This window comes from Methylophilus sp. 3sh_L (assembly GCF_046766015.1).
Lineage (GTDB): Bacteria > Pseudomonadota > Gammaproteobacteria > Burkholderiales > Methylophilaceae > Methylophilus.
On sequence record NZ_JBKOUF010000006.1, the window covers coordinates 142,462 to 156,916 of the forward strand.

Genomic DNA, 14,455 nt, shown 5'->3' on the forward strand with positions numbered 1-14,455 from the left:
CATGGCAGGGTTGTTTATTACGTTGGAAGGCATGGATGGCGCGGGCAAAAGTACGCATATCCCCACCATTTTGCAGTTGCTGCAAGCGACCGGCAAAGAAGTGGTGTCTACACGCGAACCTGGTGGCACCCCGCTGGGTGAAGAGTTACGTGCCTTGCTTTTGCACCGCGAGATGCATGTAGAGACAGAGTCTCTATTGATGTTTGCGGCGCGCGCCGAGCATTTGCAACAAGTCATTCTGCCCGCTTTGCAGCGTGGAGCCATCGTATTGTCAGACCGGTTTACCGATGCGTCTTATGCTTATCAATGTGGCGCACGCGGACTGTCCATGGCAAAAATGCAGCAGCTCGAGCATTGGGTGCAGGGTGACTTGCAACCTGACCTGACCTTGCTGTTTGATGTGCCGGTAGAAGTCAGCCTGCAACGGTTGGCGGGCGCACGCACCCCGGATAAATTTGAAGCGCAGGGCGCGGCGTTTTTTGAACGCTTGCGCGCGCAATACCTGGCCCGTGCTGCCCAATATCCGCAACGTTTCCGGGTCATTGATGCCAATCGGCCGCTGGTGGATGTGCAGCAGACAGTTGCAGAGATTATCCGGCAATGTTGAGCACCCAAGCATACCCATGGCAGGCTGCGTTGTTTGCACAATGGATGCAAGCGGGCCAATCGCGTCATCATGCGTTGCTCTTGCACGGCAAACCCGGCATCGGCAAACTGGCTTTTGCGCGGGCGATGGCCGCCGCTTTGCTGTGCTTGCAGCCTGATCAGGGGCATGCCTGCGGGCAGTGCCAGTCTTGCCATTGGTTATCAGAAGGCGCCCATCCTGATTTTAGGGAGATCACGCCAGAAGATGAAGATAGCGCAGAGGGCAGCAAAAAGAAAACCCGTAAACGCCAGCAAATCCTCATCGACCAGATTCGTGCGCTGCATGATTACTTGTCGCTAAGCAGCCACCGTGTGGAAGGCATGCGCGTGATCTTGATTCACCCGCTGGAGGCCATGAATGTTGCGGCCTCCAATGCCTTGCTTAAATTGCTGGAAGAACCCCCGCAACGGACGCAATTCCTGCTGGTCTCGCATCAACGGCAAGCGTTGTTGCCGACCATCCTGAGTCGCTGCATGCAGGTGGAGATGCCGGTGCCCAATGAGTCACAAGGCTTGCAATGGATGCAGTCGCAAGGGATTGCCCAGCCTGAATGGCTCTGGCATTACAGTGGCGGCGCCCCGATTACCGTGCTGCAAGACGATCTGGACTGGTATGCCTGGTATCAGCAGTTTCAACCGCATTTACGCCGCGGCGGCGAGATCGACGTTGTTGCAGCGGTAACCGTGCTGATCAAACAAGGCATGGAGGCGGCGATACAAGTGTTGCAAAAGTGGTTGCTGGATTTGTGGTTGTCCTGTCATCAGCAAGCCTTGCGCTACCATCCTTCAGAGGCTGCCGCGTTGCAAAGTTTGGCCAGACGGGTCCAGTTATCGCGGCTTTTGGCGTTCCAGCAACAGTTAAATCGTTTTAAAATGACCGCACAACATCCGCTCAATCAAGAGCTGCAGTTAGAGCAGTTGTTGTTGCAATACAAAAAAATATTTGAGGAAACACCGAGTAAATGAGTAGGCGAGCGTATCTGCCAGCAGCCAAGCCGTTGGCTCATGTCGTCTTTATCCGTGTATCTGATTAACCGCTCACGCCATCTGGAGCTTATGTCATGACCGAGATGCAACCTTCTGCCGCCTCAAAACCTGGTGTGTTGTCGCTGGCCATTCGTGAAAAAGCCGCCCTGTTTGCGGCGTATATGCCTTTTGTCAAAGGCGGCGGCTTGTTTATCCCCACCAGCAAGCCTTTTAAAATGGGCGAAGAAGTGTTTATGTTGCTCACGTTGCTCAATGATCCAAACAAGCTCAAAGTGGTGGGTAAGGTGATCTGGATCACGCCGCAGGCGGTCAACAATAAACCGCAGGGCATAGGCATTCAGTTTAGTGACAAAGATGGTGGCGCCGAAGCCAAAAAACGGATTGAATCTATCTTGGGCGCGGCACTCAAATCCAGTCGACCGTCGAATACCATTTAGTGTTTAGCCCTGAGTAGCGTTTAGCCTGAAGCCAGAAAGAATATGTTAGTAGATTCCCATTGCCACCTGAATTTTCCCGAGCTGATCCAGAATATGGATCAAGTATTGGAGAGCATGCGCAGCAACCAGGTAGGGCATGCCTTATGCGTTTCTGTGACGCTGGATAAATTCCCTGAAGTGCTGGCCATCGCCGAGCAGTATCCCAATATTTATGCCTCTGTCGGGGTGCATCCCGATTACGAAGACATCACAGAGCCTACCGTGCAAGGCCTGGTCGACCTGGCAAACCATCCACGCGTGGTGGCGATTGGTGAAACCGGGTTGGATTACTTCCGCTTGACGGGCGATTTATCCTGGCAGCGCGAGCGCTTCAGGACGCATATCCGTGCAGCAAAACAGACCGGGAAACCGCTGATTATCCATACCCGTAATGCTGCCGAAGATACGATCAAGATTATGCAGGAGGAGGGCGCAGCTGAAGTTGGGGGTGTCATGCACTGCTTTACAGAAAGCTGGGAGGTGGCACAGGCCGCGATTGCCATGGGCTTTTATATCTCGTTTTCCGGCATCGTGACGTTTAAAAATGCCCAGTCGCTCAAAGACGTCGCGCAAAAAGTGCCTTTGGCGTCTATGCTGGTAGAAACCGATTCACCTTATCTGGCGCCTATCCCGTTCCGTGGCAAAACCAACCAGCCCGCCTATGTGCGGCATGTGGCAGAAGAAATTGCGCGCTTGCGCGAACAGCCGTTGCAGCAGGTCATGGATGCGACCACCGCAAACTTTTTTAAACTGTTCAAGCACGCCCAGCCATGCAACTGACCATTTTAGGCGTAGGTTCCAGCGCAGGGACGCCTGCTGTCGGTTGCCAGTGCGACACTTGCAGCTCGACCAATGTACGCAACAAGCGCACGCGCTGCTCAAGTATGGTCACGCTGGATGACGGCCGGGTGATTCTGATCGACACCTCGCCAGACCTGCGCCAGCAAGCCTTGCGCCAGCAGATGCGCAGGGTAGATGCCGTGTTATACACCCACACGCATGCAGATCATCTGCACGGCATCGATGATTTACGCGCGTTTTGCCAGATCAACCGCTGCCAGATCCCGCTCTACAGTTATCCCGAGGCGGTTACCCATATTCAGGAAAAATTTGGGTATACGCTACGTGACCCCATTCCCACTTATTGGGACTTGCCTGTTTTGGCTGCCCATGTGGTGGAGGGGCCGTTTGCAGCAGCTGGCCAGCACATTATTCCCATCCCCATCATGCACGGCAAAATCCGCATCTATGCCTACCGGATCGCTAACTTTGTCTATATGACCGATGTCTCCGAGATTCCGGAAAGCTCCTATGCATTGCTGCAGGGGGTAGACCTGTTGCTCATAGATTGCCTGCGTGAAAAACCGCACCCAACCCATGTCAACGTCGAGCAATCACTGGCCTTGATTGCGCGCATAGGTGCCAAACGCAATGTGCTCATTCATATGACCCATGAGCTTGAATACCAGGCTTTGCAAGCCAGGCTGCCGGCCAATGTCCAGGTCGGTTATGACGGCATGCAACTTGATTTTTAACGGTGCGCCAAGGGCTTTAAATCTTGCCCTGAGGCAAACTGGCTCATTAGCCAGGTCAACCAAAGCCAGACATAAACAGTTATACTTGCACAAAACAATAATTCAGTAATTTGATTTTGGATAACAGGAAGTAAACATGAAGGTATACACCCATCTTATGACCGCCTTGGTCACCGCCGCACTCGCACTGGCTGCTACCAGCGCACTGGCAGGTAAAACGTATGATGAAAACGAATTTATCAACGGCTTTAGTGGCAAATCCAAAAAGGTGGTGCTCGAAAAGCTCGGCCAACCCTTTAAAAAACAGCAATCTGTCAAACCCACCAACGCTAACAGCATGATCGCAGGCATTGGCAAACAACAAGACAGCTCAAAACCTGTACAGGTTGAGATGTGGTATTACAAAAACCTGGTGAAATACGACAAAAAGAACACCTACAAAGAAACCGAAGTCACTTTTGTGAATGACAGAGTGATGAATATCGGTTTTTTCAATAACCGCTAGACACACTTTTGCTTGAGTAAACCCCAAAGCCTCAGGTTACTGGGGCTTTGAGCTTTCTGTTCTTATTACTCTCTCATCGCTTATAGAGTCAGTGATATCCAGTAGAGCGTATTGAGATTTTTCAAGCTTTGTTATTCAAATTTTACGAAGGGGAAAGCAAATGAAAAATATCATGGCAGCCATTGTCATATTGACCCTTTTATTACCTGGCTGTGTAGTTGTCAAAGATCATTGCCCGCCTGGACAAGCCAAAAAAGGCAATTGCTTGTAGTTTTTCTGAAAAGATCAACTCAATGATGGTTTGGTTCAAAGGAGTAGCGAAACAAGTCTGCGCCTTTGATCTAGAAAAAAGGCACCAGAAATGAGTCGATGGCGATCGAATTTTAGTGCTCATCAAAATAATAATCTCAGCTTTGGCAGCGTCGATTTTGATGAAATTGAATGTTAAATCCAGATCAAAGAGTAAAGGGTGTTAAACTGACTCTATGTTGATTTACAAAACATGCAAAGCAAATAATACAAAGTACCAATCAGTACTAAAAATAAATTCGATGCTTTGGAGTCTAAATTTGGCATGGCTGATAAGCCATTTTTGGTGCCCAGAAGAGGACTCGAACCTCCACGTCGTTAAACACTAGTACCTGAAACTAGCGCGTCTACCAATTTCGCCATCTGGGCTAAAGAAGCTGAGCATTTTAAAGGAAGAATAAATATTGTCAACCAGAAAAACTAAAAAATCCCTGCGTGCAAATGACCCGCAGGCCCAGCGTGAAGCTGAGTTATACCAAACACCGCTGCCTAGTCGCGAGCTGGTGTTGCAGTTGTTGTCAGACCAGGGAATCCCCCTGAGTGCTGAGCAGATTTATGTGATGCTCGACATCAGCCATGATGAGCGTGACATTTTTAACCGCCGGTTGGGCGCGATGGAGCGCGATGGGCAGTTGATGCGTAACCGCAAGGGTGCGTTTTGTTTGCCGGATAAAATCCATTTGATTGCGGGGACGGTGTTTGGCCATACCGATGGTTATGGTTTCCTGGTGCCCGATGATAAAACCAAAAATCCTGAAGATATCTTTTTAGGCCCTAAGGAAATGACCTTGGTCATGCATGGTGACCGCGCGATGGTGCGTTTGGCTGGGCTGGACCGCAGGGGGCGGCCTGAGGGCAAGCTGGTTGAGGTGCTGGAGCGGGCGAACAAGACCCTGGTCGGGCGGGTGATCCGCGCCCAAGGCGTGACGATTGTCGCGGCTGAAGACAAGCGTATCAGCCAGGATATCCTGATTCCTTACCATCTGGACATGGATGCGCAAGTAGGGCAAGTGGTGACGGTTGAGTTAACCGAATATCCTTCTTCGCACTCTAACCCGATGGGCAAGATTGTCGAAATTTTGGGCAATTATGCGGATAGCGGCATGGAGATTGAGATTGCCTTGCGCAAGCATCATTTGCCGCACCAGTTCAATCCTGCGGCGCTCAAGCAGGCTGAGGACTTTCCTAAAACCGTACAAGCTAAAGATTACAAAGGCCGCAAGGATTTGCGTGAATTACCTTTGATCACGATTGATGGCGAAACTGCACGTGACTTTGACGATGCTGTGTTTGCCGAGCCGCAAGGCAAAGGCTGGCGCCTGGTGGTGGCGATTGCTGACGTGAGCTTTTATGTGCAGCCTGGGGATGCGCTGGATAAAGAGGCCTTTGACCGTGGGAACTCGGTCTACTTCCCCCGCCGTGTGATCCCGATGTTGCCGGAAGCCTTGTCTAACGGGCTGTGTTCGTTGAACCCGGACGTTGAACGCTTGTGTATGGTGTGCGATATGCAGGTGGACGGGCAGGGCGTGGTCAAGCAATACCAGTTTTATCCTTCGGTCATGCGGTCTAAAGCGCGCATGACCTATACCAAGGTCGCTGCCTTATTGCAGGACGAAGATGCGGCGCTGAGTGAGGAATATGCCTGGCTGTTGCCACATTTGCAAAACCTCAACAGCGTGTTCAGGCTCATGCTGACCCAGCGCGAAAAACGCGGTGCGGTAGAGTTTGAATCCACTGAAACCATGATGGTGTTTAACGATAATGGCAAAATCGACAAGATTGTGCCGGTGGTGCGTAACGATGCGCATAAACTGATTGAAGAGTGCATGTTGGCAGCAAATGTTTGTGCCGCTGACTTTTTACTCAAAAACGAGCAGACTTGCCTGTTCCGTATCCATGAAGGGCCAACGCCGGAAAAACTGGAAGCCTTGCGCCTGTTTATGGGAGAGTTTGGGTTTGGTGTGGGTGGTGGCGAAAGCCCGCGCGCCAAAGATTACGCCAAGCTCATGCAGCGTATCAAAGCGCGCCCGGATGCACAGTTATTGCAAACAGTGATGCTGCGCTCCATGCAGCAAGCAGTGTATAGCCCGGATAACGTTGGCCACTTTGGCCTGGCTTATGAGGCGTATACGCATTTCACTTCGCCGATCCGCCGTTACCCTGACTTGTTAGTCCATCGCGCGATTAAGGCCGTGGTAGAAGGCAAGCGCTATCAGGCTAAAGACTGGCATCACCTAGGCGTACACTGCTCAATGACCGAGCGCCGTGCCGATGATGCGACACGCGATGTGACGAACTGGCTCAAATGCTTTTATATGCAGGATAAAGTGGGCGAGGTGTTCAGCGGCACCGTGGCAGGCGTCACCAGCTTTGGCTTATTTGTAGCGCTGGATGAGGTCTATGTGGAAGGCTTGCTGCATGTCACAGATCTGGGTAATGACTACTTTATCCATGATAAAGCCAGGCACGAGATGGTCGGTGAGCGCACCGGCGTACGCTATCGCTTGGGTGACCGCTTGACGGTGAAAGTGGTGCGTGTAGATCTCGAAACCACGCGGATTGACTTTACGCTGGTCGGTAAGAACGAGGCGGCTGATGTCAGTGAAGGTATTTCTGCAGAGGCGATGGCCACCATTAATGCCTCGAATAGTACGTCCTCCAATGCGAAAAAGACCAACGCTACCAGCAAGGCAAAGCCGGTAGAAGACGCTGCACCCAGGATGTGGGAAACGCCTAAAGCAACGAAGCAAACGGCGAAAAAAACAAGCAGATCTAGCGCCGGTTCGTCACGTGGCAGCGCGGAAAAGCCTTCTGCAAGCAAAGCGGCACCCGCCAGAAGCCGCTCCGCTAAAGATAAGGGCCGACATTCGGCGCAAAAAAACAAAGGCAAACCCAAGGCAAGAGCCAGATAATCCCAGCCATGCAATCAGATTGAAAAATCGCCTCATGAAAAATCTGGGATAATAGCGGTTGTTGCAATAGTGCCTCGTCAGGGGTGTCTCGTCGCGCAGGGGTAGCGAATATCAGCTACCTCTGCGCGATTCGTATTTTTACTTTTGCCAAATCATCAGCAAAAGGCCTTAAACATTTAGGAGTAATTATGTCGGAAACCCGCATTTTATTTGGTTTTCATGCGGTGTTGAGTCGCATGCGTCAGCATGGTGGCAGCATACAGGAAATTATTATTGACCAGGACCGGGTAGATGCGCGCATGCGTGATTTGCTTGAGATGGCTAAAGGGCAGAATATCCGCGTGATCCAGGCGGATCGTCAGCGTCTGGATGGATTTATTGGCGCGCATGGCCGCCATCAGGGCGTAATTGCCCGTGTGGTGGAAACGCCTATGCCGTACAAGGATATCCACGATGTGCTGGAATCCGATCTCGACGAACCGCCATTTTTCCTGGTGCTGGATGGCGTACAGGATCCGCATAACCTTGGGGCTTGTTTGCGCGTGGCTGATGCCATGGGTGTGCATGCGATTATTGCACCCAAAGACCGCTCTGTCGGCCTGAATGGCACGGTGCGCAAGGTGGCGAGTGGCGCGGCGGAGACGGTTCCTTTTATTGCTGTCACCAATCTGGCGCGCACCTTGCGTGAGCTCAAAGAGGCAGGTGTGTTTATTGTGGGCACCACCATGGACGCCCCAGGTAACTTGCACAATACCAAGCTGCAAGGACCGATTGCCTTAGTGATGGGCGCCGAGGGCGATGGCATGCGCCGCTTGACGCAGGAAACCTGCGATGCCTTGATTACCATCCCCATGTTTGGCTCGGTACAAAGCCTGAACGTGAGTGTCGCCAGCGGGATTGCCCTCTACGAGATCCGCCGCCAGCGTGTGCTGTCCGCTTAAGTTCACCGGCCTCATCGCAACATGACTTTAAGCCTGCAGGATTTGTGGCGGCAACTGCGTCAGCATTCTGGCCGTTTATGGCTAGGTCAATGCCTGGCATTTTGTGGTGCGGTTGTCGCGGTACCGATCCCGCTCCTCATGCCCTTGCTGGTGGATGAAGTCCTCCTACACCAACCGGGAAAACTCACTGCATTAATGACGGCGCTGCTCCCTGCCCAATGGCTGGGGCCGATTGCCATTATTATGGTGGTGACCTTTTTCACGATCAGCTTACGGTTGAGTAGCGTGCTGCTTGGCGTAGCGACCACCCGTATTTTTGTCGGTTTGTCCAAACAGGTGACGCTGGGCGTCCGGCAAACCTTATTGGACAAGCTGGGCAGGATACGCATGCAAGTCTATGAAGGCTTGGGGGCTGGCCAGGTGACTGCCAGGTTGCTCACCGATATTGAGACGCTGGACAAGTTTTTAGGTGAAACGATTGCCAAGGTGCTGGTCGCCATCTTAAGCGTGATTGGGGTAGCGGTGGTGTTGCTCTGGATGCACTGGCAACTGGCCTTGATTATTTTGTTTTTAAATCCGTTCGTCATCGCGCTCACCATGGTGCTAGGCAAAAAAGTCAAAGCCTGGAAGCAACGTGAAAATGGCGCCTTTGAAGTGCTGTCACAATCAGTGACGGAAACGCTGGAAGTCATGCAGCAACTGCGGGCGAGCAATAGTGACCGCCGCTTTCTGGATAAAGCCAAACAGGCGGCGGAGGCGGTCAGGGAAGCCGCTACCGCTTCCGGCTGGAAGTCTGACGCCCTGGCGCGCTTGTCATTTGGTGTGTTTTTATTTGGCTTTGAGATTTTTCGCGCTGTCGCCATGTTGATGGTGGTGTTTTCAGACTTGTCTGTCGGCCAGATGATCGCCGTGTTTGGCTACTTGTGGTTCATGATGGGCCCGGTGCAAGAGCTATTATCGGTACAAGTGTCTTATTATGCTGCCAGGGCGGCGCTCGGCCGGATCAACCAGGTATTGGCGGCGGATGAAGAACCACAATATCCGGCCGTCGTACAAGCGCTGGACGTACAGTCACCTGCCGCAATCCGTCTGCAAAATGTGACCTTTGCTTATGGCGAGGGGGATCCTATTCTGGCTGATGTCACGCTGGAGATCGCGCCCGGCGAACAAGTGGCGCTGGTAGGCGTCTCGGGTGCCGGTAAATCGACATTGGTGCAACTGTTGCTGGGGTTGTATGCGCCCAGTCAGGGGCAGATATTATTTAACGGCCAAGCGATTGAGCAATTAGGTTATGCGCAAGTGCGCGAACATCTGGGCGTGGTGCTGCAACAACCCATGCTGTTTAATGACAGCGTGCGGCAAAACCTGAGCCTGGATGCCGCTTATTCGGATGAGGACTTATGGCAGGCGCTTGAAATCGCACAGCTGGCGCAGTTTGTGCGCGATTTGCCACAAGGCCTGGAATCACAACTTGGGCGCAGTGGGGTACGCTTGTCTGGTGGGCAACGTCAACGCTTGGCGATTGCACGCATGATGCTGAAACAGCCGCAAATTGTGATTTTGGATGAAGCAACTTCTATGCTGGATACGCATACAGAAGCCTTGTTGCATCAGGCGATGCGTGGCTTTTTACATGGGCGCACGACCATCATCATTGCCCATAGATTATCTGCTGTGAAAGAGGCTGACCGCGTGCTGGTGTTTGACGGTGGCCGCATTATTGAGGAAGGGCGGCATGAGACACTGGTGCAGCAGGCCGGCAGTGTCTATCAGCGCCTGTATGGGCAGCAGCAGGCCGGATAGTCATCAAACGCCTGCTTGGGTGTGATGGCAGCAGGCGCTCTCCACGTCATCCGTTAAGGCTTTAGCAGGCGGGAAACTTCGCTACCAGGTTTGGCTGTCTCACCCAGCGTATTGAGGACATGCGTAATTTCACCTGTCCCGCCCAGTGAGACGCTGGTCATGCGCTCAAACTGGATGTGCTCCCCTACGGGGGCTTCAATCGCGCTGCTTAGTTTGACTTCTGGGTTCTCGTTAAAAAAGCAGTACACGCCCATGCCGATGGCTTTGTGTTGGGTGACGTGATCGGCTACCTTGTAAGAGGCAAAGCCATGGGTACTGCCATTCATCCAGCTGGCCTGGTTGGGGACGTCATAGGGCGCTTCACTCTGGTAAAAATACACCGCACCATTTTCGCCATTCCACACTGTTTGATAATCATGAAAATGCTCCACAAACAAGCCATACATGGTGACATCATCGCCATTCACGACAATGCCATGCTTGGTTTTATTGGTGGCCCAGCCTATGCCATTGCCATGGTCGCCACGCCAAACCCACAAGTTGTCGCCAATGACGTGATTGCTGTTGATCATGACACTCTGCGTCGCATTGCCCACAGTAGCGCCGCCTACCCGGAAAAACACGTCGTGCAAGCTGATCGGGTTTTGAACATGCGAGGTGGCCGTTTTACTTTGTCCCACCTGCAATAACACCTCGCTGTTTTTTTCACCTGCATCAAACAACACACCGCCCAGAATCACGCCATCGACATCTTGCACCGTCATGGCAGGATTTCCCTGCGTCGGCAGCAGGGTGGCAATACCCAGGCCAAGTACGACGGTATTGGCATGTGAAATGTTGAGGGCTTTGTCTAGTTGGTAAATGCCAGGCGTCAGCAATAGATGCTGACCTTTGGCGAGCGCCGCATTGAGGCTGTCAGCGTTATCTGTTGCCGCTTTGGCGATATAAAAACGGCTTAAAGGAATTGTCGTGCCGTCCAGGTGGGCATCTTGCCAGCTGATGCCTTGTGTCTGCTGGCGCAGTGGCGGGACGTATACCTGATATTCTCCAGATTGGCTGAGGGTCAGGAATGGTTTCTCCCGTACTACCGGTGTTTGCGGGACGTCAGTATAGGGTGGATTAGGCCAATGCGTTGCATCTGGGGCATGCTTGACGCCAACAAATACCATATTCCAATTGGCATTGGTCCAGCTGCCTATATTGGAGTTGCGGGTAAGCCACTGCTGCTGGGTGCCAGAGTTGACTTGCTGGTCAATCAGACTGTCGGCGATAAAACCACCACTCGACCAGCCGCCATTGTCATCCAGCAACATATTGCCACGGACATGCAGGCGGCGTAGTGGCGAGGCTTGCGATACCGCCCATTGCATGGTGCCATTATCTGGCGTGACCGACAGGTTTTCTACGCTACGCCAGAAGTTCTGTGTGGCGTCTTCTTCGTGCCAGGTGGCCTTGACCTCAATGCCACCCTGCAACATGACGTCATCGGGGTAGCGGCCCAAGCCCATAAGCTGCGTATAAAAACCCAGTTTGATCTTGTTGTGATAGACGCCCGGTTTGAACAGAACGGCATAGCGTTCGGGTCCAAACTGGTTACTCTCTTGTTGCTTAAACAGGCTGTCCAGCCTGGCCTGCACTTCTTCTGCAGGCATTTGTGGATCCAAGATAAAGACGTTTTCACCAAAGTCGGGGGCAGTGGCTTGTACCTTATGGGCATCCGCCTGGCACCCGGCTAAAACCAGTGTGGTAAGGCCTGCGCCAAAGAGATTCAATAGTGTTTTGTCGGCTATGCTGGAATACATAAACAGTTCGCTTTCTAATACAGTCCACTAGACATGACCACATGACTGTCGAGGAAATTCAACTTTTTATCAAGTTGTCGCATCACTTCGGGTGTTTGTGATTAACCCAGCTGCAAGATACTCAAGGTATCACGACGTACGCGTGCAAGTAGCTCGGCGTCATCAATTAACGATTCTCCATAAGACGGAATCAACGACTTGAGTGTCTCTTGCCAGGCCTGGCTTTGCATGCGCTTGGCAAAACAGCGTTGTAAAACATCCAGCATGGCCTTGACGCTGACAGATGCGCCTGGAGATGCTCCAAGCAAGGCCGCCAGGCTGCCATCGCCACTGGCCACAATTTCAGTGCCAAACTCCAGCTTGCCCCAGTGCTGGTGGCAGCGCTTGATGATTTGGACCCGTTGCCCGGCGTGTGCCAGTTGCCAGTGCTGGCTATCGGCGGCGGGCAGAAATACGCGTAATGCAGCCATGCGTTGCTCGTGCGTTTGAAACACTTCCTTGATCAGGTATTTGGTCAGGTCCAGATTGTGCCTGCCCGCGCCAAGCAGGCTCTTGATGTTTCTGACTTTGACGGATTTTGCCAGATCGAAGCGCGAACCCTGTTTGAGAAAGCGTGTGGTGAAGCCGGCATAAGGCCCAAAGAGCAGGGCAGGCTTGCCTTGTATCATGCGCGTATCCAGATGTGGCACAGACATGGGCGGCGCGCCGACGGCTGCCTGGCTGTAGACCTTGGCATGATGCGTGTTGATTAAAGAGGGTTCATTACAAATCAGCCACTGGCCGCTGACCGGAAAGCCGCCATAACCATTCGCCTCGGGGATTCCTGACTGCTGCAACAAGGGGAGTGCGCCGCCCCCTGCGCCTAAAAATACAAACTGCGCTTCCAGCGTTTGTTTTTTTCCTGTCGCCTGATGTTGCACCTGAACTTGCCAGGGATGCTTTTCGCGTTTGTTGATTTGCTTGAGTTTGGTCACACGGGACTGTGTCAGCAAGGTGAAATTGGCTTGTGATTTGAGGGATGACACCAGTTGCCGTGTCAGTGCGCCAAAGTTGACATCTGAGCCGTGGGCAACGCGGGTGGCTGACATAGGTATACCTTTTTCACGGCCACGCATCATCAGCGGCATCCACTCATTCAGCGTTTCCGCCTGGTTGCTCCATTGCATTTCGGCAAATAAGGGATGGGCTTGTAACAGTTCAAAACGTTTACGTAAAAACGCACCATCATCCGCGCCCCAGACTGCACTCAAGTGGGGAACGCGCTGGATAAAGTCGGCCGCTTGCAGTGCGCCTTCTTTTGCCAGGGTAGCCCAGTATTGCAGCGAAATTTCAAATGCTGCGTTGATCTCAAGGGCTCGGCGGATTTGAATCTCGCCCTGCCTGTTTTGAGGTGTGTAATTCAGTTCACAGTAACCTGCATGCCCCGTGCCTGCATTATTCAGGGCATCAGAGCTCTCCAGCGCCACATCTTCCAGTTGCTCCACCATGCAAATACTTAACGTCGGGTCGAGTCGATGCAATAAAGACGCCAGTGTCGCGCTCATAATGCCGCCGCCAACCAGCAATACATCGATGTCTGTTGTTGCCATGGTGCGAGAGTCCCCTCATTGTGGCGCCTGCAGATTGGGCGCAAATTATATTGACGCCGCGCATTATAAATCGAAAAACCATGCGTATCATCTAAACTTGACGCTTTCGTGAACGACCTCACTAGGCCTGGGGTTAACTTGTCAATAAATTGCTTTTACGGTAAGCTTGAGGATGCAGTTAAAAAGGTTAAAAACCACAAAAAAATCAAGCCTGGCTTAGGTTTATCTTGGGTTGTAGTATAGAGGCCAGCATCCATCATTCGGGCTTAAACACGCAAAAGCGTTGGGGTGTATATGAAAAATCCATTGGAATCTGTTACAGGCTCCGTCATTTGCGGCGTGTTACTCACGCTGGCTCTGGTTTTTTTCCTCAAAAATTTTGTAGTGGCAGGGGGCTAAGGCGATGGAGCTGGTTCCAGCACTTGCAAGATGGATGCATGTATTGGCAGGCATTACCTGGGTGGGCCTGCTTTATTATTTTAACCTGGTGCAAATGGCAGGTTTGAAAGCGGCTGCGGCGGATGGTACGGCGGCGGGGATTAACAAACATATCGCGCCGCGTGCTTTGTTGTGGTTCCGCTGGTCTGCTGTAGTCACCTGGTTAGCCGGGGCGGCCTTGCTCGGTCCGCATTTTACCGATGCGTTTGCCTTGCGGCCCGATTTTGAGCTGATTGGCGTCGGTGCCTGGCTGGGAACCGTCATGCTGTTTAATGTCTGGGTGCTGATTTGGCCTAACCAGAAAAAGATACTTGGCTTGGTTGTGGCAGATGAATCGGCCAAGAATAAAGCAAGACGTGTCGCCATGCTGGCGTCACGCACAAACTTGATGCTTTCCTTGCCCATGATTTTTTTCATGGTTAATGGATTAAGTCATCGAGCCGTATTAGGTTTTTAGCGGGTTTAAGACGTTTACGGCGGCTTAAGCCGCCGTTTTGTTTTTGAATAAAGGGT

General features: G+C 52.3%; 12 protein-coding genes and 1 tRNA gene. 10 read left to right on the top strand and 3 right to left on the bottom strand.

What is annotated here, in order from left to right; translation table 11 throughout:
- Nucleotide 1 precedes the first annotated feature (1 nt).
- The 6 genes from tmk to ACIDF8_RS12030 all read left to right on the top strand — a co-directional run bounded on the left by tmk (nucleotide 2) and on the right by ACIDF8_RS12030 (nucleotide 4,148).
- Nucleotides 2–607 (top strand): dTMP kinase, encoded by a 606-nt coding sequence (gene tmk / locus ACIDF8_RS12005; RefSeq protein WP_412010847.1) that lies wholly within the window; start codon nucleotides 2–4, stop codon nucleotides 605–607.
- The gene (gene holB, locus ACIDF8_RS12010; protein WP_412010848.1) at nucleotides 601–1,611 is read left to right on the top strand and encodes a DNA polymerase III subunit delta'; all 1,011 of its coding nucleotides are present in this window, start codon (nucleotides 601–603) and stop codon (nucleotides 1,609–1,611) included. Before tmk ends, holB begins: the two co-directional genes overlap by 7 nt.
- Before the next feature lie 95 nt (nucleotides 1,612–1,706).
- Complete coding sequence (locus ACIDF8_RS12015) at nucleotides 1,707–2,069, top strand: PilZ domain-containing protein (RefSeq protein ID WP_412010849.1); 363 nt, start codon at nucleotides 1,707–1,709, stop codon at nucleotides 2,067–2,069.
- Between the two features lie 42 nt (nucleotides 2,070–2,111).
- On the top strand, nucleotides 2,112–2,888 hold the full coding sequence (locus ACIDF8_RS12020) for a TatD family hydrolase (RefSeq protein WP_412010850.1): 777 nt from the start codon (nucleotides 2,112–2,114) through the stop codon (nucleotides 2,886–2,888).
- Entirely contained in the window at nucleotides 2,879–3,643 is a 765-nt protein-coding gene (locus ACIDF8_RS12025) for an MBL fold metallo-hydrolase (RefSeq protein WP_412010851.1), read from the top strand. The genes ACIDF8_RS12020 and ACIDF8_RS12025 overlap by 10 nt, the downstream gene beginning before the upstream one ends.
- Before the next feature lie 136 nt (nucleotides 3,644–3,779).
- A complete protein-coding gene (locus tag ACIDF8_RS12030) occupies nucleotides 3,780–4,148 on the top strand; it encodes a hypothetical protein (protein ID WP_412010852.1) in 369 nt (122 codons plus the stop codon).
- Nucleotides 4,149–4,741: 593 nt separating this feature from the next.
- Here the strand turns inward: ACIDF8_RS12030 and ACIDF8_RS12035 are convergent.
- Nucleotides 4,742–4,826, bottom strand: a tRNA-Leu gene (locus ACIDF8_RS12035).
- A gap of 35 nt (nucleotides 4,827–4,861) precedes the next feature.
- On the opposite strand from ACIDF8_RS12035, the gene rnr reads away from it, so the two are divergent.
- The 3 genes from rnr (at nucleotide 4,862) to ACIDF8_RS12050 (ending at nucleotide 10,113) form a co-directional block, all read left to right on the top strand.
- Nucleotides 4,862–7,369, top strand: coding sequence for a ribonuclease R (rnr, locus tag ACIDF8_RS12040; protein WP_412010853.1), 2,508 nt, complete (start codon nucleotides 4,862–4,864; stop codon nucleotides 7,367–7,369).
- Nucleotides 7,370–7,557: 188 nt separating this feature from the next.
- Nucleotides 7,558–8,310 carry a 23S rRNA (guanosine(2251)-2'-O)-methyltransferase RlmB gene (gene rlmB, locus ACIDF8_RS12045; RefSeq protein ID WP_412010854.1) on the top strand — a complete coding sequence of 251 codons (753 nt, stop codon included), beginning with the start codon at nucleotides 7,558–7,560 and terminating at the stop codon, nucleotides 8,308–8,310.
- A gap of 21 nt (nucleotides 8,311–8,331) precedes the next feature.
- Entirely contained in the window at nucleotides 8,332–10,113 is a 1,782-nt protein-coding gene (locus ACIDF8_RS12050) for an ABC transporter ATP-binding protein (RefSeq protein WP_412010855.1), read from the top strand.
- 53 nt (nucleotides 10,114–10,166) lie between these two features.
- On the opposite strand, the gene ACIDF8_RS12055 is transcribed toward ACIDF8_RS12050, so the two are convergent.
- Entirely contained in the window at nucleotides 10,167–11,915 is a 1,749-nt protein-coding gene (locus ACIDF8_RS12055; RefSeq protein ID WP_412010856.1) for an adenylyl cyclase, read from the bottom strand.
- Between the two features lie 101 nt (nucleotides 11,916–12,016).
- Nucleotides 12,017–13,504, bottom strand: a complete 1,488-nt coding sequence (mqo, locus tag ACIDF8_RS12060; protein ID WP_412010857.1) for a malate dehydrogenase (quinone) — start codon at nucleotides 13,502–13,504, stop codon at nucleotides 12,017–12,019.
- A 403-nt stretch (nucleotides 13,505–13,907) separates the two neighbouring features.
- On the opposite strand from mqo, the gene ACIDF8_RS12065 reads away from it, so the two are divergent.
- Nucleotides 13,908–14,399, top strand: a complete 492-nt coding sequence (locus ACIDF8_RS12065; RefSeq protein ID WP_412010858.1) for a urate hydroxylase PuuD — start codon at nucleotides 13,908–13,910, stop codon at nucleotides 14,397–14,399.
- Nucleotides 14,400–14,455: the final 56 nt, after the last annotated feature.